The 20,387-nt window shown below is 71.4% G+C and carries 13 protein-coding genes; 3 read left to right on the top strand and 10 right to left on the bottom strand.

Annotation, left to right across the window (positions count from 1 at the left end; all coding sequences use genetic code 11):
* The first annotated feature begins 184 nt into the window (after positions 1-184).
* Positions 185-3,847, top strand: coding sequence for a TM0106 family RecB-like putative nuclease (locus Q0747_RS11015; protein WP_298254571.1), 3,663 nt, complete (start codon positions 185-187; stop codon positions 3,845-3,847).
* Positions 3,848-3,915: 68 nt separating this feature from the next.
* On the opposite strand, the gene Q0747_RS11010 is transcribed toward Q0747_RS11015, so the two are convergent.
* Both Q0747_RS11010 and Q0747_RS11005 read right to left on the bottom strand, forming a co-directional pair.
* The gene (locus Q0747_RS11010) at positions 3,916-4,119 is read right to left on the bottom strand and encodes a cold-shock protein (protein ID WP_026533290.1); all 204 of its coding nucleotides are present in this window, start codon (positions 4,117-4,119) and stop codon (positions 3,916-3,918) included.
* Between the two features lie 212 nt (positions 4,120-4,331).
* Positions 4,332-5,321 (bottom strand): LLM class flavin-dependent oxidoreductase, encoded by a 990-nt coding sequence (locus tag Q0747_RS11005; protein ID WP_298254561.1) that lies wholly within the window; start codon positions 5,319-5,321, stop codon positions 4,332-4,334.
* 251 nt (positions 5,322-5,572) lie between these two features.
* Here Q0747_RS11005 and Q0747_RS11000 point away from each other — a divergent pair, with 251 nt between their 5' ends.
* Positions 5,573-6,793, top strand: coding sequence for a benzoate/H(+) symporter BenE family transporter (locus Q0747_RS11000; protein ID WP_298254559.1), 1,221 nt, complete (start codon positions 5,573-5,575; stop codon positions 6,791-6,793).
* Here Q0747_RS11000 and Q0747_RS10995 read toward each other — a convergent pair.
* The gene (locus Q0747_RS10995) at positions 6,790-8,091 is read right to left on the bottom strand and encodes a sodium:proton antiporter (RefSeq protein ID WP_298254557.1); all 1,302 of its coding nucleotides are present in this window, start codon (positions 8,089-8,091) and stop codon (positions 6,790-6,792) included. The two genes, Q0747_RS11000 and Q0747_RS10995, sit on opposite strands and share 4 nt — an antisense overlap.
* A gap of 167 nt (positions 8,092-8,258) precedes the next feature.
* Between Q0747_RS10995 and Q0747_RS10990 the strand changes: the two genes are divergently transcribed.
* Complete coding sequence (locus Q0747_RS10990) at positions 8,259-11,546, top strand: SNF2-related protein (RefSeq protein ID WP_298254555.1); 3,288 nt, start codon at positions 8,259-8,261, stop codon at positions 11,544-11,546.
* Positions 11,547-11,555: 9 nt separating this feature from the next.
* Here Q0747_RS10990 and Q0747_RS10985 read toward each other — a convergent pair whose 3' ends face one another.
* The 7 genes from Q0747_RS10985 to Q0747_RS10955 form a co-directional block, all read right to left on the bottom strand.
* Positions 11,556-12,428 (bottom strand): alpha/beta fold hydrolase, encoded by an 873-nt coding sequence (locus Q0747_RS10985; RefSeq protein WP_298254553.1) that lies wholly within the window; start codon positions 12,426-12,428, stop codon positions 11,556-11,558.
* 39 nt (positions 12,429-12,467) lie between these two features.
* The gene (locus Q0747_RS10980; protein WP_298254551.1) at positions 12,468-13,955 is read right to left on the bottom strand and encodes an ABC transporter ATP-binding protein; all 1,488 of its coding nucleotides are present in this window, start codon (positions 13,953-13,955) and stop codon (positions 12,468-12,470) included.
* Positions 13,952-14,680, bottom strand: a complete 729-nt coding sequence (locus Q0747_RS10975; RefSeq protein WP_298254548.1) for an energy-coupling factor transporter transmembrane component T — start codon at positions 14,678-14,680, stop codon at positions 13,952-13,954. Before Q0747_RS10975 ends, Q0747_RS10980 begins: the two co-directional genes overlap by 4 nt.
* Before the next feature lie 29 nt (positions 14,681-14,709).
* Positions 14,710-15,549 carry an ECF transporter S component gene (locus tag Q0747_RS10970; RefSeq protein ID WP_298254547.1) on the bottom strand — a complete coding sequence of 280 codons (840 nt, stop codon included), beginning with the start codon at positions 15,547-15,549 and terminating at the stop codon, positions 14,710-14,712.
* 108 nt (positions 15,550-15,657) lie between these two features.
* Positions 15,658-16,692 carry a nucleoside hydrolase gene (locus tag Q0747_RS10965; protein WP_298254545.1) on the bottom strand — a complete coding sequence of 345 codons (1,035 nt, stop codon included), beginning with the start codon at positions 16,690-16,692 and terminating at the stop codon, positions 15,658-15,660.
* Between the two features lie 2 nt (positions 16,693-16,694).
* Positions 16,695-17,360, bottom strand: a complete 666-nt coding sequence (locus tag Q0747_RS10960; protein WP_298254543.1) for a GntR family transcriptional regulator — start codon at positions 17,358-17,360, stop codon at positions 16,695-16,697.
* A 107-nt stretch (positions 17,361-17,467) separates the two neighbouring features.
* Positions 17,468-20,311 (bottom strand): aconitate hydratase, encoded by a 2,844-nt coding sequence (locus Q0747_RS10955; protein WP_298254541.1) that lies wholly within the window; start codon positions 20,309-20,311, stop codon positions 17,468-17,470.
* Positions 20,312-20,387 lie beyond the last annotated feature (76 nt).

Below are 20,387 nucleotides of genomic sequence, written 5' to 3'. Positions count from 1 at the left end.
TCCCGCGGATCCTCCCGGGGAGGTGCGGTTCGGCGGTACAGGACCCTCGCACGGAACGGCTGCCGCCCCGCGACACGGGCCCGCGCTGCCGCGACCGATGGGGGTAATCTACCGTGCCGGAGTCCACCTGTCGGAGGATCATGATGGACTGGACCCTGCCCGCCGAGCGAAAGGTCCCTGGTCCATGTTCCTGCTCGAGGCGCGCTCCCCGCAGCCCACCCGGCCCGATCTGGTGTTCTCGGCCTCCGACCTGGTGACGGCGTCGGAGTGCGAGTACCGCGTGCTGCGCGTCCTCGACGAGAAGCTCGGGCGGACACCGCGCGCAGGGTTCGCGGTGGACGGTATGACGGAGCGCGCGGCGCTCCTCGGGGACGTCCACGAGCGCCGGGTGCTGGACGGACTCGTGGCCGAGCACGGCCTGTGGTCACCGGATCGCCCGTGGGGCGTGTACGACGTCGCCCCCGCGGTGTCGATGGACCGTGCCACGCTGCAGCACAAGCACGAGGAGTCGGTCCGCGCACTGCACTCGGGGGCCTCGGTGGTGTTCCAGGCGGCCTTCTTCGACGGCGTCTTCCACGGGCGCTCCGATTTCCTCGTCCGCCGCCCCGATTCCTCCTACGCCGTCTGGGACACCAAGCTCGCCCGGCGCGCCAGGGTGGGCGCCCTGCTGCAGCTCGCCGCCTACGGGGACCAGCTGCAGGCCGCAGGGATCCCGACGTCGCCCGAGGTGACGCTCGTGCTGGGCGACACCACGCACACCACGCACAGTCTTCCCGATCTCCTTCCGGTCTTCCGCGAGCGCCGCGACCGGTTCCTCGATCTGGTCGGGGAGCATCGGGACCAGCCGCACCCGGTGGTGTGGGGTGCGTCCGGGCTGCGGGCCTGCGGCCGCTGCCCCTACTGCACCGAGCAGGTGGAGGCCGGCCGCGATCTGCTGCTCGTCGCCGGCATGACCACCGAGCGCCGGGCGAAACTCCGGAGCGAGGGCGTCCTGACCATCGAGCAGCTGGCCACACAACCCGCACGCACGGGCGACCCGACCTCGGCCCGGCTGCGGGACCAGGCCCGGCTCCAGGTGGGCGTGGCGGAGACCGACGGCGGCGTCACGTACACCGGTCCCGACGGGACGGAGCGCTCCGTCTCCTACCGCGTGCTCCCCGAGCACACCCTGGGCTCGCTGCCCGCCCCGAGTCCGGGGGACATCTTCTTCGACTTCGAGGGCGACCCGCTCTGGCAGGACCCCGTGGACGGCAGCTGGGGCATCGAGTACCTGTTCGGCGTACTGGAGGTCCCCGCGTCCGGCGGCGAACCGCCCTTCCACCCGTTCTGGGCGCACACCCGGGCCGAGGAGCGCTCGGCGCTGGCACGCTTCCTCGACTACGTGGCCGAGCGTCGCCGGCGGTTCCCGGAGCTGCACATCTACCACTACGCGGCGTACGAGCGCAGTGCCCTGCGCCGCCTGTCCCTCACCCACGTGATCGGGGAGGACGCGGTGGACACCCTGCTGCGCGAGGGCGTCCTGGTGGATCTCTACGACACCGTGCGCCACAGCCTGCGCCTCTCGGAGCGCTCCTACAGCCTCAAGAAGCTCGAACCCCTGTACATGGGCGCGAACCTGAGATCCGGGGACGTCACCGACGCCGGCGCCTCCGTGGTGGCCTATGCGGCCTACTGCGCGGCCCGGGACGACGGCGATGCCGCGGCCGCCGCACGGCTCCTCGCGGGGATCGGCGACTACAACCGGTACGACTGCCTCTCGACCCTGGGACTCCGGGACTGGCTGCTCGGCCTGCGGGACCTCCGTGCAACGGGCGACGGCGACGCACCGTCGAGTCAGGCCCCGCAGGCCCAGCCGGCCGGGGAGGGCCCCGGCCGGGAACCGGACCACCTGCCCGATGACCAGCCCGACGACCTGCCCGACGACGGCCCGGCGCCTGCCGAGGCCAGGCTGCTCCACTACCTGGCCGATCCGCCCGACGCCGCGGATCCCGCGGACCTGCAAGCCATCGCCCTGGTGGCGGCTGCCGTGGGCTACCACCGGCGCGAACGCAAGCAGTTCTGGTGGTCCCACTTCGACCGCCTCGCGGCATCGGCCCAGGCCTGGGAGCAGTCCCGCGACGTGCTGGTCCTCCACACCGTCGAGGTGCACACCGACTGGGCCCGCCCCACCCCGCGCTCCAACCCGGCCCGCGTCCTGAGGGCCACGGCCCGCCTCGAACCGGGAGCGGAGTTCCGCGAAGGCTCCACCTGCTTCGCCGTCCACGCCGCACCCGTGCCCGAGGACGCCGATTCGGTGGACAGCGGCGGAGCCGGCCGCGGCGGGTGGTTCGGCGTCGAGATCCTGGCGGTGGACGAGGAGACCGACGGGACGGCGACCGTCCTGCTCCGCGAGCGATCCAGGCGCGGCGCCCCGGAACGGTCCGGGTTCCCCGTGGCCCTGACCCCCGACCAGCCCCTCAGGACCAGGTCCCTGGAGGAATCGCTCTCCGCCCTCGCCGAGGACGTGGCCGGCTCACTCCCGGACCTGCCTGCCGGTCCGGCGCTCGATCTCCTCCGGCGCCTGCCACCCCGGCTCGATGCCGCCGGGGCACTTCCGGCGGTGCCTCCGGGCGGCGACGGGTACGTGGGGGCCATCACTGCAGCGCTGCAGGCGATGTCCTGCTCCTACCTGGCGGTGCAGGGTCCTCCCGGCACCGGGAAGACCCACGTGGGGGCCGCCGTGATCGAGCGACTGGTCCGGGCCGGCTGGAAGATCGGCGTGGTCGCCCAGTCGCACGCCGTCGTCGAGAACCTGCTCGGCCGCGCCATCCAGGCCGGGGTCCCGTCCGGGCTCGTGGCGAAGAAGCCCAGGAACCAGGGAAAGCCCGGGGACCGGGAGTCCCAGCTGCCCTGGACGCAGCAGTCGGACCAGGACGTGGCACGGCTCGTGGCCGGTCCGGACGGCTGCCTGATCGGCGGGACGGCGTGGACGATGACGGGCCGGCACGTGCCGGCGGGAGCCCTGGACCTGCTGGTCGTCGACGAGGCGGGCCAGTTCTCGCTGGCCAACACCATGGCCGTCGCCCGGGCCGCGCGCCGGCTGCTCCTCCTCGGGGACCCGCAGCAGCTCCCCCAGGTCACGCAGGGGACGCACCCGGCACCGGCGGACCACCCGGCGCTGGGGTGGCTGTCCGCCGGACACGCGACGCTCCCGGCCCGGTACGGGTACTTCCTCGCGGACACCTGGCGCATGCACCCCGCGCTGTGCAGGGCGGTCTCCCGCTACGCCTACGAGGGCCGGCTCGAGACCGCCCCGGCGGCCCGCGAGCGGTCCCTCGACGGCGCCGACCCCGGCGTCGACTGCGTGGTCGTGGAGCACGCGGGGAACGCCACCTCCTCGCCCGAGGAGGCGGCCGAGGTCCGCACGCAGGTGGGTCTGCACCTGGGGCTGCCCTGGATTCCCGCGGCGGGTGCGGCACCCCGCCCCCTCGACCAGGCCGACATCCTCGTGGTCGCGCCCTACAACGCCCAGGTGCACCTCGTGCGCCGCGTCCTCGACGCCGCGGGGTACGGCGGTGTGCGGGTGGGTACTGTGGACCGGTTCCAGGGTCAGCAGGCCGTGGTGGTCCTGCTCAGCCTCGCGGCGTCGTCGGCCGCGGAGGCGGCCCGGGGCATGGGCTTCCTGCTCGACCGCCACCGGATCAACGTCGCGCTCTCGCGCGCCCAGTGGCGGGCCGTGATCATCCGCTCGCCCCGGCTCACGCACCACCTGCCCGGCTCCCCCGCCGCCCTGGAGGACGCCGGGGCGTTCATCGGACTCTGCGCCCCCTCAGACCGGATCCCTTCACACCAGGGCTCGGACCGTTAAACGAAGAAGCAGGCCGGACCGAAGTCCGACCTGCTTCCCGCGAAAAGATCTAGTGGAAGATCCGAACCCTAGAGGGGCTGGATGTTCGACGCCTGAGGACCCTTGGGGCCCTGCTCGGTGTCGAAGCTGACCTTCTGGTTCTCATCGAGCGAGCGGTAGCCGCTCGCGTTGATGGCGGAGAAGTGTGCGAACACATCTGCGCTTCCGTCGTCGGGAGCAATGAATCCAAAGCCCTTTTCAGCGTTGAACCACTTCACGGTACCTGTTGCCATTTTTATTTTATCCTTCTGAAACTCAGACGCCCTCCGACTTTCGGAGAGCCCCAGTCGCGGCGTGCTTGTCCGCTTTTTCAGAGACGCGGTTCACCCCGTGAGGGCTGAACCGCACGAAATACAAATGCGCAACACTACAACCGAGACCCACTTAACCAAACCTTGCAGGGTAAAGGCAAGCAGGATGCGGAAAGTCGTGTTTTCCGCGGGCCTCAGGCAGCCACGGGGAGCATCGCTCCGGCGAGCAGTTCGAAGGACCGCAGCCACGCCTCGGTGCTCCCGGCCTGGGTGGCGACGATCAGCTCGTCGGCCCCGTACCGGGTGGTGAACTGCTCGAGGTAGTCGCGGACCGTGTCCGGCGTCCCGACGGCGCTGTGCCGCGCCAGGCCCGCCATCTGCTGCCCGCCGGGCGAGGCCAGGATGGCCTCCGACTCCTCACGGGTGAAGCGCTGCCCCCGGCCGAGGAGGAGCGTGACGCGACGCAGCATGGCCTCGTGGAACTCGTGCCGCGCCTGGTCGGCGTCGTCCGCGGTGATGACGTTCACGCCGGCGATGAAGTGGGGCGCCTGCGCCTGGGCCGACGGCTTGAACTCCCGGCGGTACAGGGCCGCGGCGTCCTCCAGTGCCTGGGGCGCGAAGTGCGAGGCGAAGGCGAAGGGCAGCCCGAGGGCCGCTGCGAGCCTCGCACCGAAGAGCGAGGACCCCAGGATGTAGAGCGGCACATCGGTGCCCTGACCCGGCGTCGCCTGGACACCCGGCACACGGCTCTGCCCGGTCAGGTACCCCTGCAGTTCCTGGACGTCCTGTGGGAAGCTGTCGGCCGCCATGGGATCACGGCGCAGTGCCCTAGCAGTGGTCTGGTCGCTGCCCGGTGCGCGCCCCAGGCCGAGGTCGATCCGGCCGGGGTGGAGGCTCTCGAGGGTGCCGAACTGCTCGGCGATGGTCAGCGGCGAGTGGTTCGGCAGCATCACGCCGCCGGAGCCGAGCCGGATGGTCGAGGTGTGCGCGGCGACGTGGGCGATCAGCACACTCGTGGCCGAGGAGGCGATACTGCCCATGTTGTGGTGCTCGGCGTACCAGATGCGGCGGTAGCCCCAGCGCTCGGCGTGCTGGGCCAGCGAGACACTCGAGGCGAAGGTCTCCGCCGGCGTGGAGCCCTCGGCTACCTGGGCCAGATCCAGGATGGACAGGGGAACGGTCATGGTGTGCCTTTCGATCGTGCATGCTGCGCCGAGATCGTGCTGCGGCGCTCTCTCTACAGGAACCGTTGCCCGGGTACTTCAATTCCCGGCCGTCCGGGCGGGTTCGGCCCGCAGGGGGTGCGGGCGGCGTGGCTGCGCCCCGGAGCACCGGGCCCGGTCCGCCGAACGCCCGCGCTACGCTTGCCGTGTCCGTCCCACACCCCCGCCCGAGCGACCGCTTCCGCCCCGGCGGCGCTGCCTCCAGGAGTTCCGTGGCCCATCTCAGCCAGGTCGAGCGGCCCTCCCTGCACGAGCCCGTCCTCGCCGGAGTGGTCACGGCCATCGTCGGCTTCACCTCCTCCTTCGCCGTCGTCCTCGCGGGACTGCGGGCCACGGGCGCGAGCCCGGAGCAGGCGTCCTCGGGACTGCTCGCCCTGACCGCCGTCGTGGGCCTGGGCATCATCCTGCTGGCGCTGCGGTACCGCGTGCCCGTGACGCTCTCGTGGTCCACGCCCGGTGCGGCGCTGCTGGCCGGGGCGAGCGCCCCCTCCGGTGGCTGGCCGGCCGCCGTGGGCGCCTTCCTCGTGACGGGCGTGCTCCTCGCCCTGACCGGCGCGGTGCCCTGGCTGGGACGGCTCGTGGCGCGCATCCCGCAGCACCTGGCCCAGGCGATGCTCGCCGGCGTGCTGCTGCCCCTGTGCCTCGCCCCGTTCCGCTCGCTCGGGTCCATCCCGGAGCTGGTCCTGCCGGTCATCCTCGTGTGGCTCGCCGCCTCCGTGCTCGCGCCGCGGTGGGCCGTGCCGCTCGCGCTCGTGGCGGCGCTGGCCGTGATCGGCGTCCAGCTGAGGCTGCAGGGGGCCGTCATCGATCCCGCGTCCCTGCTCCCGGGCCCCTCGCCCACCGTGCCGGTCCTGGACCCCGGAGCGCTGATCGGCCTCGCCCTGCCGCTGTACGTGGTGACGATGGCGTCGCAGAACCTGCCCGGCGTCGCCGTCCTGTCCTCCTTCGGCTACCGGACCCCGTGGCGGCCGGCGCTGCTCGTGACCGGCGTGGGCACCGCCGTCGTGGCGCCCTTCGGCGGCCATGCCGTGAATCTCGCGGCGCTCTCGGCAGCGCTGTCCGCCGGGGAGGGAGCGGGCGCCGACCGCGACAGACGCTGGATCGCGGCGCTCACCGCGGGCTGCTCGTACCTCGTCCTCGCAGGGATCTCGGGGGCGCTCGTCGTCGTCGTGGGCTCCGCACCGGCGGGGCTCGTCGAGGCCGTGGCCGGTCTTGCCCTCATCGGCACCATGGCGACGGCGGTGACGGCGTCGTTCCGTGACGCCTCGGGGCGCATGAGCGGGGCCGTGACGTTCCTGCTGGCGGCCTCGGGCCTCACGGTCCTCGGGATCGGCGGCGCCTTCTGGGCGCTGGTCGGCGGCCTGCTCGTGCGGCTGACGCTCGAGCGGACGGCGGTCACCGGCGCGCCGCCCGCCGCCGGGTCCGCGGGCTAGACGGGGGTGGTGGCCGCGTTCGCCTCGTCGCCCTCGTCGCGTGCCTTCCGCTGCCGGGCTCCGTCGAGGGCGTTGATGACCGGCCCCGCGGAGATGCCGTGCACCACGATCGACATGACCACGACGAGCGCACCGATGCGCCACAGCGTCGCCTCGTCGACCATGAACTCGCCCTTGGCCAGCGCGTAGCTCAGGTAGTAGAGGGAACCGATGCCCCGCACGCCGAAGAACGCCAGCACTCCCCGCTCCCGCGGCCCGGTCCGCGTGCGGGCGAGGCTGAGCCACGCGGTGACGGGACGGACCAGCACGATGAAGGCGACGGCGACCGCCACCTCCAGCGGCCGCAGGCCGTCGAGGAGCCCGCGCGCCACGGCGCCTCCCAGGAGCACCAGCACCACCACGGTCAGGAGCCGCTCCAGCTGCTCGATGTAGCTGTGCAGTACCCCGTGGTAGCCGTTGGTCTGTTCACCGGCGCGGATGGTGAGGGCGCAGACGAACACGGCGATGAAGCCGTACCCCTCCACCCCCTCCGTCAGCCCGTAGGTCAGGAACGTGGCGGCCAGGGCAACGAAGCCCTGCGAGTAGTTGGCCAGGCGGACGCTCTCGAAGGGCGTACGGAAGAAGATGCGGCCGAGCAGCTTGCCGATCAGGTACCCGACGGCGCAGCCGATGACGGTGCGCCACAGCACATCGAGCAGGATCCACTCGGCGAGCCACGCGGACGGGGCGGTGCCGACCGTGCTGAGCAGGATCGCCAGATAGACGAAGGGGAAGGCGAGCCCGTCATTGAGGCCTGCCTCGGAGGTCAGCCCGAAGCGCACCTCGTCCTCCCGCTCCAGGTCCTCCTCCCGCTCGGAGGGCTCGCCCACCTGCACCTCGGAGGCCAGGACGGGATCCGTCGGCGCCAGGGCCGCGGCGATCAGCAGGGCGGACGCGACGCCGAGACCGAGCACCCACATGCCCATGAGCGTGAGCGCCAGGATGCACAGGGGCATGGCGATCCCCAGGAGGCGCCACGTGGTCGCCCAGCGGCGCCAGCCCAGTCTCCGGTCCAGGGCCAGGCCCGCGCCCATCAGGGAGACGATCACGCACACCTCGGTGAGGTGGATGGTGACGTCGCTGTACTTCACCGGATCCGGATCCGGGAGATCCTCGGCGAAGGTGAAGATGAGCATGCCCGCGCCGAGGAAGACCATGGGCATCGAGATGGGCGCCCGCATCAGCAGTCGGGGCAGGAGGGCTGCGGCGAACACCGCGAGCCCCGCCGCCGTGAAGACGACGCTCGTCGGTTCGAACACGCATGACCTCTTCTTGTTGTGTACCCGTGGTGTCCCCCGATCAAGAATAAGTCAGCGGGCGGCACCTTCCGCGCCACCCCGGCGGCGGCTGCCGGCCCGGGGAGCGGACCGGTCCGCGGCCGCGAACCCGGACGGCAGGCGTCCGTACCGCGTGAGAGCATGGAATTATGCCCAATTCGCCCCACCCCCTGGTCGATGTCACCGACATCATCCGGATCGTGGGTGGAGCCGCGTTCCAGCGGGGGCAGACCTACGCCAAGGACGGCGCCGTCAGCTCGGTGTCCTGGGACGCCGGCTCGAAGCTCCTGACCGGCCGCGTGCGGGGCACGGCGCCGAACGACTACCGGACCAAGCTCCGCCTCGGGGTCAAGGGGGACGGCCGGTTCCGCCCGCTCGAGAACTTCTGCAGCTGCCCCGTCGGCGCCGACTGCAAGCACGTCGCGGCCACCGCGCTGCAGTCCAACACCGAGAACCTGCTGGCCCGGCACGACGACGAGCGCGGTGCCCGTCAGGCTCCGCGGTCCGCCGTGCCGGAGGGCTGGCAGGCGTCCCTGACCGACCTCCTCGCGACCGACGCCGCGGACGACACCGCGGCCCCGACCCCGCTCGGTGTGCAGTTCGAGCTGAGGACGCCCGAGGTCGCCGTGCAGCGCTGGGGGTCGGCGGCCGAGCGGCAGGGCCAGCGCACACTGAACACCCGCCTCGGCGTCCGGCCGGTCAGCCGGAACAGCAAGGGCAAGTGGATCAAGAACAACCTGTCCTGGGGGAGCATCAGCTACCAGACGTACGGGTTGACCTTCGAGCCCGAACAGCACCGCTGGTTCTCGCAGTTCCCCGCCCTGCACCGCGGCACGGGGGTCAACTACTTCGGCAACAACGATTCCTGGCTGTACCTCGACGACTTCAGCAACCCGCTCCTGTGGCAGCTGCTGGACGAGGCGCAGCGGCTGGGGATCGCCTTCGTGGGATCCCGGAAGTCGGTGCGCATCGACCTCGCCGAGCAGGCCACCCTGCGGCTCGACGCCAGCGTGGACGACGGCGGCGCACTCCGCCTGGCCCCGGCCCTCGCCATCGACGGCCGGCCGCACCCCGTGGACACCGCGCACGTGATCAGCACCCACGGCATCTACGCGGTGACCGGCGGCGACACCATCACCCTGGCGCCGACGTCCCGGAGACTCACGTCGAAGGACATCGAGCTCCTGCAGCGCGGTCACGCCGTCGTGGTCCCCGAGGAGGAGACGTCCCTCTTCCTCCAGGAGTACTACCCCCGCCTGCGCCAGCGGATCGAGGTGGACAGCAGCGACGGCAGCGTGGACCTCCCCGTGGTCGAGCGGCCCCGGCTGGTCCTCACCACCACCTACACCGACGACGCGCTCACGCTCGAGTGGCACTTCGACTACCCGCTCGGCGACACCGTACGGCGCCGACCCTTCCGCAGGGGCGGACCCGGCAGCGACGACGGCTACCGGGACGCCGAGGCGGAGGACGCCCTCGGTGAGGCCGCACGGACGGCCCTCGGTGCCCTCCCGCTGAGGACGCTCACGCTGGCGGACATGCAGGCCGTGGAGTTCGTGGAGGAGACCCTCCCGGAGCTCACCGCGCTCGACGGCGTCCACGTCGAGGTCGTCGGTGAGAAGCCCGACTACCGGGAGCTGACCGAGACGCCCACCCTGCGCATCAGCACCGTCGAGACGGACGACCGGGACTGGTTCGATCTCGGCGTCATGGTCACCGTCAGTGGTCGCACCATCCCGTTCGACGCGGTGTTCCGCGCCCTGGCACAGGGCCGGACGAAGCTCAAGCTCGTCGACAACACGTACCTGTCCCTCGAGCAACCCGTCTTCGACCAGCTGCGCGAGCTGATCGAGGAAGCCCGGTCCCTCAGCGAGTGGGACCCGGAGACGGGCCTGACGATCAGCCGCTACCAGGCCGGGCTCTGGGCGGAGTTCGAGGACCTCGCGGAGGAGACCGAGCAGGCCCAGTCCTGGCGCGACGCCGTCACGGGGCTGCTCGAGCTCGAGGAGGTCGCCGCGACGCCCGCACCGGCCGGTCTCCTGGCCCTGATGCGCCCCTACCAGCTCGAGGGTTTCAGCTGGCTCGCGTTCCTGTGGCGGCACCGCCTCGGCGGGGTGCTCGCCGACGACATGGGCCTGGGCAAGACCGTGCAGGCCCTGGCCCTGATGGTCCATGCGAAGGAGACCGGGACGCTCGAGGCGCCGTTCCTCGTCGTCGCCCCCACCTCCGTGGTCCCGAACTGGACCAACGAGGCCCACCGCTTCGCTCCCGGGCTGAAGGTGGTCACCGTCACCGACACGCAGGGCGCCGCGGGCAGGGCCCTGAGCGGGCAGCTCGACGACGCCGATGTGGTCATCACCTCGTACACGCTCTTCCGGCTGGACTTCCCGGCGTACCAGGACCTGCCCTGGTCGGGGCTCGTGCTCGACGAGGCGCAGTTCGTGAAGAACCGGGCCTCCAAGGTGCACCAGGCGGCCAAGGACTTCCGGGCGCCGTTCAAGCTCGCGATCACCGGGACGCCCATGGAGAACAATCTCATGGAGCTGTGGTCCCTGTTCAGCATCGTGGCGCCGGGCCTGTTCCCGTCCGCCCGGAAGTTCACCGACGACTACCGCACCCCCATCGAGAAGATCGGCGACAACCGTCCGCTCGTGCGGCTGCGCAACCGGATCCGGCCGCTGATGATGCGCCGCACCAAGGAGGCCGTGGCCGCGGACCTGCCGCCCAAGCAGGAGCAGGTCCTCGAGGTGGAGCTCCACCCCGAGCACCAGCACATCTACGAGACGTACCTGCAGCGGGAGCGGCAGAAGCTCCTCGGCCTGATCGAGGACATGAACCGCAACCGGATGATCGTGTTCCGCTCCCTGACGCTGCTGCGCATGCTCGCCCTCGACGCCTCCCTCGTGGACCCGGCGCACACCGGTGTCCCCTCGGCCAAGCTCGACGTCCTGTTCGAGAATCTGGAGGGCGTCATCGCCGAGGGACACCGCGCACTGGTCTTCAGCCAGTTCACGTCGTACCTGAAGAAGGCCGCGGAGCAGCTCGAGGCACGCGGTATCAGGTACGCCTACCTGGACGGCTCCACGCGCAGCCGCGGCGAGGTGATCGACTCCTTCAAGGACGGCGACGCCCCGGTGTTCCTCATCAGCCTGAAGGCCGGCGGGTTCGGCCTCAATCTGACCGAGGCCGACTACTGCTTCATCCTGGACCCCTGGTGGAATCCCGCGTCCGAGAACCAGGCCGTGGACCGCACGCACCGCATCGGCCAGACCAAGAACGTGATGGTCTACCGCATGGTGTCCAGGGGGACCATCGAGGAGAAGGTCATGAAGCTCAAGGAGCACAAGGCGAAACTCTTCACGTCCGTGATGGACGACGACGCCGTGTTCAGCTCTGCCATCACGGCGGAGGACATCAGGGGCCTGCTGGAGGCCTGACCGGCCGCCTCAGCCGCCCTGCTCCTCGGCGGACGCGTGACGCAGGGCCGGGTCGAGCAGTTCGGCGAACGCCCGGGGGCGCGCGGCGATCCACCAGTGGCTGCCCGGGACGCTCGTCACGGTGAGATCCTCCACCAGGTCCTCCAACCCGTCGACGAGCTTCGGGGAGATGAAGGGGTCCTTGAGCGGGACGATCACGTGGACGGGGACCGACACGCGGCGGCTGCCCGGGGGAATCTCGTCCGAGAACATGTTCGCGCGGTACAGGGCCAGCCCGCGGATGGGATCGGTGCCCACGTTCCGGCGCGCCGCCAGCTCGTACCGGCGGGTCAGGCCGGAGCGCCAGAGCAGCTCGGGCAGTACCGGCAGCTGGAACAGCGCGACGTACCAGCTGCGCAGCAGTTGCCCGATGCCCTGCGGCAGCAGCCGCGGTTCCCGGAGGCGACGCCGGAGCCAGCGGGAGAAGTGCCGCAGATCGGGTCCGGAGATGCTCGTGTAGTCGACGATCAGGCCCTCGGCCCGCTCGTCCTGCACGGCGGCCCAGCCCTGGATGGATCCCCAGTCGTGGCCCACGAGCCGCACACCCCCGGGGGTGTCGAGCGCGTCCAGCACGGCGAAGAGGTCGTCCACCAGCTCGGCCAGGGTGGAGCCCGCCCCACCGAGCGTGCGGGAGCGGCCCGCGTTGCGCGTGTCGAAGGCGACCAGGTGATGCGTCGGGGCGAGCTCGCGCAGCACCGGGTGGTAGACGCGGTGGTCGTCGGGGTAGCCGTGGACGAACACCAGCGTGGGTGCGTCGGGGCGGGGGTCCGCGCCGTACTCGAAGACGGCGATGTCGGCGCCCTTCGTGGGGACCGTCCGGTGGCGTTCGCGCAGCAGATCCATGGCTCCACCCTAGGGGGCAGCCGCCGCTCGGAGGAATGCTCAGCGGCCCTCCCGGACGATCCTGCCGTCGTCGAGCCAGAGGCTGCGGTGCGCCACCACCTCCGCGAAGGCCGCGTCGTGCGTGGCCAGCACGACGGCGCCTCCCGCCCGGGCGTGGGCGGCCAGGAGCGCCGCCATGGTCCCGCGAGCGGGGGCGTCGAGCCCGGCCGTCGGCTCGTCGAGCACCCACAGGCGGGGCCCGGTGGCGATCAGCGAGGCCAGTGCCACCAGCCGGCGCTGGACGAAGCCGAGTTCGTACGGATGGACCTCCCCCACCGCCCGCAGGCCCACCTCCGCGAGGGCGGCCGCAGCCCGGCGCTCGGCCTCCGCCCGGCGCGCGCCGGTGACCCGCGGCCCGTAGGCCACCTCCCGGAGCACGGTCCGTTCGAACAACTGCTGGTCGGTGTCCTGGAACAGATAGCCCACGGTGCCGGCGAACGAACCCGTCGGCTGCCTGCCGATGAGTGTGCCGTCCACCGTGACCGAACCGCCCCCGGCCCGGAGCAGGCCGTCGAGGTGCTGGAGCAGGGTGGACTTGCCCGAGCCGTTGGGGCCGCGCAGCGCGACGATCTCGCCCGGACGGACCTCCAGGTCGACGCCGCGGAGACCGGACACCGGCCGCGCGCCCCGCTCGTCCGGGTAGCTGAAGGACACGTTCCTCAGCTCCACGAGGACCGGCCCCGCGCCCGTGCCCGCGCTCGTGGGATCCTCCACGGCAGCAGCGCCGGGGGGCTCCCCCACCGTCCCGATGCCGTACCGCCCCAGTCCGGCCGAGCGGGCGTCGACGAGCGGTCCGTCGAACACCGGACGGCCACCCGCCAGGGCCAGGACCCGCGCGGACCGCGGCGCGTCGAGCGGGAGCAGCGGGGCGGAGACCACGACGCCGGTTCCCTCCCCGCGCAGCACCTCCAGGGCCGCCGCCACCTCGCGCACGGCGTCGTCGTCGAGCCCCTGGAAGGGCTCGTCGAGGACCAGGACCCGCGGGCGCTGCACCACGGCGGCGGCGATCAGGGTGCGCTGCAGCTGGCCCCCGGACAGCCGGCGCGGATCGCGGTGGAGCAGCGGTGTCAGACCCAGGACCGCCGCGACCTCCTCCACGCGCGAGCGCAGCTGCGCGCCCGGCACCCCGCGGTTCGCCAGGCCGAAGGCCACCTCCTCACCGACGGTCGAGGACATCATGGACAGTTGTCCCCACGCCCCCTGCGCCACGTAGGCCACCTGTGCACTCCACCGGGCGGCGTCTATCCGCGGATCCTGTGGCGAGCCGTCGAAGCGGAGCCGCTGGTCCCCGAGCGTGATCGACCCGAGGAGGGTGGCTCCGGCGTCGAGACCGGTGAGGCCCGCGAGCAGGCGGACGAGCGTGGTCTTCCCCGACCCGGAGGCGCCCGTGACGACCACGTGCTCCCCGGGCTGCACCGAGAGCGAGACGTCGGTCAGGGCCGGGGCGGCGCCGTCGTGGGCGAAGGACCCGACCTCGAGGCTGATCATCGGGGCACCGACACGATCAGCCACACCGCGCAGGAGAGGCCGACGCCGAGCAGCAGCAGGCGGCGGAACACCCGCTGGCCCGCCGTGTCGGAGTCCGGCAGGTAACTGGTGCGTGCCACCGCGGCGGAGAACCCGCGTGACTCGAGCATGTGGTTGCGCTCCGAGGCGTCCACGAGCAGCCCGATGACCAGCGGTGTGGTGACGGCGAGCAGCCCCCGCAGACGGGAGACCGGGCCGCGTCCCACCACGAGGCCCCGCGCCTGCTGGGCGCGGGTGATCTGCTGCCCGCGGAGGGCCACGTGCGGGATCAGGCCGACGGAGGAGCCGACGACGAAGACGAGCTTCCGGTTCCAGCCGCGGTGGGTCATGGTGGCCAGGAGCTCGGCGATGTCGAGGGTCATCGCCGTGGTCAGCAGGACACCCGCGAAGACGCTCGTCCGCACACCCAGGACGGCGGCGAAGACCAGCCCCTCCACGCTCACGCGGGCGATGCCGAGATCGAGCAGGATGCGCTCCCCCTCGGGGAAGAACAGTCCGTGGAGCAGGAGGGAGGAGATCAGCAGGGGCCCGGTGACCAGGGCGAGGGCGAGCCCGATCCGGCGGGCCCTGCCCGAGAGCAGGACGGCGGGGAGCACCCCGAGCACCAGGACCGCGAGGGAGAACTCCCACCGGTTCACCACGAGCACGAGGACCACCAGCAGCGCGGCCGTGAGCAGCTCGGTCACAGGGTTGTAGATCCTGCGGCGGGGCATGGTCAGGCCGTGCCGGCGTCGTTCCCGCGGGCGGCGGCGGACCGTCCGCCCCGCCCGCCGAGGACCCGCTGTGTGCGGGCGAAGGGGAACTGGCGGACCGCCCGCTGCGGCAGCGCGTGGACGATCAGCGCCACGAGGACGAACACCACGATCTTGTCCAGCGAGTCGGAGAGCAGACCCTGCTTGGTCGCGGCGACGAGGAGCTTGTCCCCCATCGAGCGGAACACCGCGATGATCGCATTGGTCCCGGGGGTGCCCGCCGCACCGAACATGAAGACCGCCACCGGGGCCGCGACGAGTCCGCCGATCGCCCCGGTCACCAGACCCGCACCCGCGGCGGTGGAGACGCGGCGGAAGAGCCCGTGCTTCGCGGCGAGACCGGCGAGCAGGCCGATCAGTGCAGCTCCCGCGGCGAAGGGCAGGGCGAAGGGATTGAAGAGTCCCCAGATCGCGTTGCTGATCGCCCCGGTGGCGGCGCCCGCGGCCGGGCCGGCGAGGACGGCGACGAGCACGGTGCCGATGGCGTCGAGGTAGATCTGCAGGCCCAGCGATCCGGCGAGCTGGCCGATGGCGATGTTCAGGGCGATCCCCAGCGGCATGACCACGAGCGAGCTGGTGCTGAGCATGGGCAGGACCCCTGCGACGAGGAGCGCACCTCCGCCGAGGAATCCGACGAGCGAGACGAGCGCAGCCACGCTGCCCAGGCCCCCGGCGAGCTCGGTGGGCTGCAGGACCACCAGGAGGACATAGGTCAGGACGATCAGCGTGCCGCCGGCGGCGAGGAGCAGGCGGCGGGGTCGCAGGGCGGCCGGCTCTGCTGCCGGCGCGGAGGATGAGCTCACGGTATTCCTTGGGCGGGGGTCGAGGGCAGGACACGCACCTCATGTCACCTCGGCGCCGGCCGCGCGGCATCGCGGGCAGCCTCCAGTGTAGCGGGGGCCTGCGCCGGGTCAGCCGTGCATCCGGGCCAGGTGCGAGAGCCGGCGGACCATGAGCTCGAAGACGGCCGGAGGGTCGTTGCCCGTGACGAGCCGCGCATTGGGCGCGCGCCCCCACATCCCCGCGACATCGGCCACCGTCTGCCCGATCGTCAGCGGCGACTGCGTCTCCACGTCCACCGTGGCGGTCCGCTCCGTGATGCCGGCCTCCCCCGTGGCGACCATCGCGGCGAAGAGATCGTGCAGGTGCGCGACGTACCCCTGGCCGTGGAGCCGGTGGAACTCCATGTAGAAGCGCAGGGCATCGGAGAGGCACGCGACGACGGCGTTGTCGCTGGTGCTGCGCGTCCCCTCGGGCTGGTCCGGGGACACCAGCTCCGGCCCGGCGCACGCCGCGGCGGCGACGGCCTCCAGATGCGCGGGGGTGCACTCGATGCGCTCGGTGGTCTCGAGGGCGCAGACGAGGGGCAGCTTCTCGTGCGGCAGCCCCTCGTAGGCGGCGAACACCTCCCGTGCCGCATGCGGGTCCACGTGGGTGTTCCACTCGGCGACGGGCGTGGTGTTGCCCGGGTAGTTGAACGCCCCACCCATGATCACCAGGCCCTTCAGGAGCATGGGCAGCTCCGGCTCGGCCCGCAGCGCCAGGGCGAAGTTGGTGAGGGGACCCGTGATGAGCCCGGTGACCTGGCCGGGATGGCAGCGGGCCGCTTCGAGCCACACGTCCACGGCGTGGCGGCTCGAGACGGTGCAGCGCGGCGGCGGCAGGACGGCGTACCCGATGCCCTGGTCGCCGTGGGTCTCCTCCGTGGTGACGAGCGGGATCTCCAGCGGCACCTCGCTGCCGATGGCCACCTCCACCCCGGCCCGGGCGCACAGCTCGAGCAGCGCCAGGTTGTTGGCGGCCACCTGGCGGGCGCCGACATTGCCCGCGGTACAGGTGATGGCCTCGAGGCTCACCCCGGGCGTCGCGAGCAGGTACAGCAGGGCGACGGCGTCGTCGATCCCCGTGTCGACGTCGAGCAGGAGACGCTGGCGGGACAGCGGCATGATCAGTCCGCCGCCGTCGTGCGCAGCAGCTGCAGCCGCAGGGTGCGCGCCGTCTCCATGTGGGCGCGGGCGATGGCCCGGGCGTCCTCGCTCCGCCGCTCGGTGATGGCACTGATGAGCGCCTCGTGCTCCCCGAGGACCTCCTGCCAGCGGTTGCCCACCGAGAGGGTGGAGCGGGGGGTGTGGATCAGGTGCGTGGAGAGCCGCTGGAGCAGATCCATGAGGATGGGATTGCGCGCCGACGCCCACAGCGTGGTGTGGAACTCGAGGTTGTTGGTCACCTTGGTGGTGTCGTCCGGGTCGACGGCGGCGCGGTCGCGGTCCAGGAGCGCCTCGAGGCGCATGAGATCCGCCGTCCCGCGGTTCAGCGCCGCCTGTCCGGCCGCCTCCTCCTCGAGCATCACCCGCAGGTCGTAGATCTGGATGACCTCCTGCGGGTCGATCTGGGGCACCTGGAGTCCGCGGACCGCGCGTTCGAGCAACCGCTCGTGCTGCAGTCTGCTCAGCGCCTCCCGCACCGGGGTGCGGGAGACCCCGAAACGCTCGGAGATCACGACCTCGCGCAGCGGCGTGCCGGGCGGGTGCATCCCGGCGAGGATCTCGCTCCGGAGCGCCCGGAAGATCGCCTCACCGTCGACGCGCGCCGACAGCTCTGTGGGTTCGGCCATGGCACCCCCTCGGAGGATCTGGGCTGGACAGGATCTGGATCGGATGACGAGCTGCCGCCGGCCCCGGTCGGGGAGGTGGACCTCCCCGACCGGGGCCGGCGTACCGGTCAGGCGGCCAGCTGGCGCAGCACGTACTGCAGGATGCCGCCGTTGCGGTAGTAGTCCGCTTCTCCCGGCGTGTCGATGCGCAGGACGGCGTCGAACTCGACGGGGGATCCGCCGTCGCCCGGGGTCGCGGCGACCTTCACGGTGCGCGGCGTGCGGCCCTCGTTGAGCTCTGTGACCCCGCTGACGGCGAAGGTCTCCGTGCCCGTCAGGCCCAGCGACTCGGCGTTCTGCCCGTCGGGGTACTGCAGCGGCAGCACGCCCATGCCGATCAGGTTCGAGCGGTGGATGCGCTCGAAGCTCTCGGCGATGACGGCCTTGACGCCGAGCAGTGCCGTGCCCTTGGCCGCCCAGTCACGCGAGGACCCGGAGCCGTACTCCTTGCCGGCGAGGACCACCAGGGGTGTTCCGGCCTCGCGGTAGTTCTCCGCGGCGTCGTACACCGCGGCCTGCGGTGCGTCCGGCTGCGAGAAGTCCCGCGTGAACCCGCCCTCGACGCCGTCGAGCAGCTGGTTCTTGATGCGGATGTTCGCGAAGGTCCCGCGGATCATGACCTCGTGGTTCCCGCGGCGCGAGCCGTACGAGTTGAAGTCCTTGCGCTGTACACCCTTCTCGGTGAGGTAGCGCCCGGCCGGGGTGTCCGACTTGAACGAACCCGCCGGCGAGATGTGGTCGGTGGTCACGGAGTCGCCGAGCTTGAGCAGCACCCGGGCGCCGTCGATGTCCTCGACCGGGCTCGTCTCGCGCTGCATGCCGTCGAAGTACGGGGGCTTGCGCACGTAGGTCGATTCCGCATCCCAGGCGAACGTGTCACCGTCGGGCGTGGGGAGGGACTGCCAGCGCTCGTCGCCGTCGAAGATGGTCGCGTAGCTCGAGGTGAACATGTCCTCGTCGATGGAGTCGTCCATGACCTTCTGGACCTCGACCGGGTTGGGCCAGATGTCCTTGAGGAAGACGTCGGCTCCCTCGTGGTCCTGGCCGAGGGGCTCGGTGTCGAAGTCGAAGTCCATGGTCCCGGCGAGCGCGTAGGCGATGACCAGCGGCGGCGAGGCCAGATAGTTCATCTTCACGTCCGGGTTGATGCGGCCCTCGAAGTTGCGGTTGCCGGAGAGGACGGCGGTGACGGCGAGATCGTTGTCCTGGATGGCCTGCGAGATCTCGTCCTCCAGCGGACCGGAGTTGCCGATGCACGTGGTGCAGCCGTACCCGACCGTGAAGAAGCCGAGCTTCTCGAGGTACGGGCTCAGTCCGGACTTCTCGTAGTAGTCGGTGACCACCTTGGAGCCGGGGGCCACGGACGTCTTGACCCACGGCTTGGACACCAGGCCCCTGTCCACGGCATTGCGCGCCAGGACGGCAGCGGCGAGCATCACCGAGGGATTCGAGGTGTTGGTGCAGGAGGTGATCGAGGCGATGCTCACGATGCCGTGATCGAGGTCGAAGGCACGCCCGTCCTCCATGGAGACGCTGACCTGCTTCGAGGGCCGGGTGGACGCGGCGTCACCGGAGGAGACGGTCTCGCGCGGTTCGGCGTTCTCCTCGGTGACGGTCGCCGTCGTGCCGGGGGTGAAGCTCGGTGCGTCGGAGGCCGGGAAGCTCTCCTGGGACGCGGCGTCCACGGTGCCGTCGGGCGCGAAGTGCGTCTCGGGATCCTCCGAGTAGCTGCGCAGGTCCTCGCGGAACTGGCTCTTGGCGCGGCTCAGCGCCACGCGGTCCTGCGGGCGCTTGGGTCCGGCGATCGAGGAGACCACGGTGGAGAGATCGAGCTCCAGGTACTCGGAGAACTTGATCTCGCGGGAGGGATCGTGCCAGAGTCCCTGCTCCTTGGCGTAGGACTCTACGAGGGCCACGTTCTCCGCCGGGCGCCCGGTGAGGCGCAGGTAGTCGAGGGTGACGTCGTCGATGGGGAACATGGCGGCGGTGGACCCGAACTCGGGGCTCATGTTGCCGATGGTGGCGCGGTTGGCCAGCGGCACGGAGGCCACGCCCTCGCCGTAGAACTCCACGAACTTGCCCACCACACCGTGTCCGCGCAGCATCTGCGTGATGGTGAGGACGACGTCGGTCGCGGTGGCGCCGGCCGGGATCTCGCCGGTCAGCTTGAAGCCGACCACGCGCGGGATGAGCATCGAGACGGGCTGGCCCAGCATCGCGGCCTCGGCCTCGATGCCGCCCACGCCCCAGCCCAGCACACCCAGGCCGTTGACCATGGTGGTGTGCGAGTCGGTACCGACGCAGGTGTCGGGGTAGGCCCGGAGCGCGCCCTCGACCTCACGCGTCATGACCGTCCGTGCCAGGTACTCGAGGTTGACCTGGTGCACGATCCCCATGCCGGGAGGTACCACCTTGAAGTCGTCGAAGGCCGTCTGTCCCCAGCGCAGGAATTGGTAGCGCTCGCCGTTGCGCTGGTACTCGATCTCCATGTTCCGCTCGATCGCACCGGCGTTGCCGAAGGCGTCGATCTGCACGGAGTGGTCGATGACCAGTTCGGCCGGCGCGAGGGGGTTGACCTTCGTCGGGTCGCCGCCGAGGTCCACCACGGCCTCGCGCATCGTGGCGAGATCGACCACGCAGGGAACACCGGTGAAGTCCTGCATCACCACGCGGGCCGGGGTGAACTGGATCTCGGTGTCGGGTTCCGCCGTCGGATCCCACTGCGCGAGGGCGCGGACGTGGTCCGCGGTGATGTTCGCGCCGTCCTCGGAGCGGAGCAGATTCTCCAGCAGGACCTTGAGGCTGTACGGAAGGGCGTCGGCGCCCTCGACAGCACTCAGCCTGAAAATTTCGTATTCTGCGCCGGCGACATCGAGTACGCCCTTCGCGCCGAATGAGTCCGCAGTCGTCATGACCTCGGCTCCCTTCGCTGAGATTGTGGAATGCCCCCATTCTATTCCACGATCCCCGTGACTGTATACAGTCGTA

Origin of the sequence: uncultured Arthrobacter sp., from assembly GCF_947493765.1 — a bacterium.
Taxonomy (GTDB): domain Bacteria; phylum Actinomycetota; class Actinomycetes; order Actinomycetales; family Micrococcaceae; genus Arthrobacter_D.
The sequence above is the reverse complement of the archived record's forward strand: the minus strand, read 5'-3'. Positions and strand labels throughout refer to the sequence as shown.

What these genes read in the sequence shown, in the direction of transcription:
- Q0747_RS11015 (WP_298254571.1), top strand. Translation starts at nt 185, where the DNA reads ATGTTCCTGCTCGAGGCGCGCTCCCCGCAGCCCACCCGGCCCGATCTG.
- Q0747_RS11010 (WP_026533290.1), bottom strand. Translation starts at nt 4,119, where the DNA reads ATGGCAACAGGTACCGTGAAGTGGTTCAACGCTGAAAAGGGCTTTGGA.
- Q0747_RS11005 (WP_298254561.1), bottom strand. Translation starts at nt 5,321, where the DNA reads ATGACCGTTCCCCTGTCCATCCTGGATCTGGCCCAGGTAGCCGAGGGC.
- Q0747_RS10990 (WP_298254555.1), top strand. Translation starts at nt 8,259, where the DNA reads ATGCCCAATTCGCCCCACCCCCTGGTCGATGTCACCGACATCATCCGG.
- Q0747_RS10985 (WP_298254553.1), bottom strand. Translation starts at nt 12,428, where the DNA reads ATGGATCTGCTGCGCGAACGCCACCGGACGGTCCCCACGAAGGGCGCC.
- Q0747_RS10980 (WP_298254551.1), bottom strand. Translation starts at nt 13,955, where the DNA reads ATGATCAGCCTCGAGGTCGGGTCCTTCGCCCACGACGGCGCCGCCCCG.
- Q0747_RS10965 (WP_298254545.1), bottom strand. Translation starts at nt 16,692, where the DNA reads ATGCCGCTGTCCCGCCAGCGTCTCCTGCTCGACGTCGACACGGGGATC.
- Q0747_RS10960 (WP_298254543.1), bottom strand. Translation starts at nt 17,360, where the DNA reads ATGGCCGAACCCACAGAGCTGTCGGCGCGCGTCGACGGTGAGGCGATC.
- Q0747_RS10955 (WP_298254541.1), bottom strand. Translation starts at nt 20,311, where the DNA reads ATGACGACTGCGGACTCATTCGGCGCGAAGGGCGTACTCGATGTCGCC.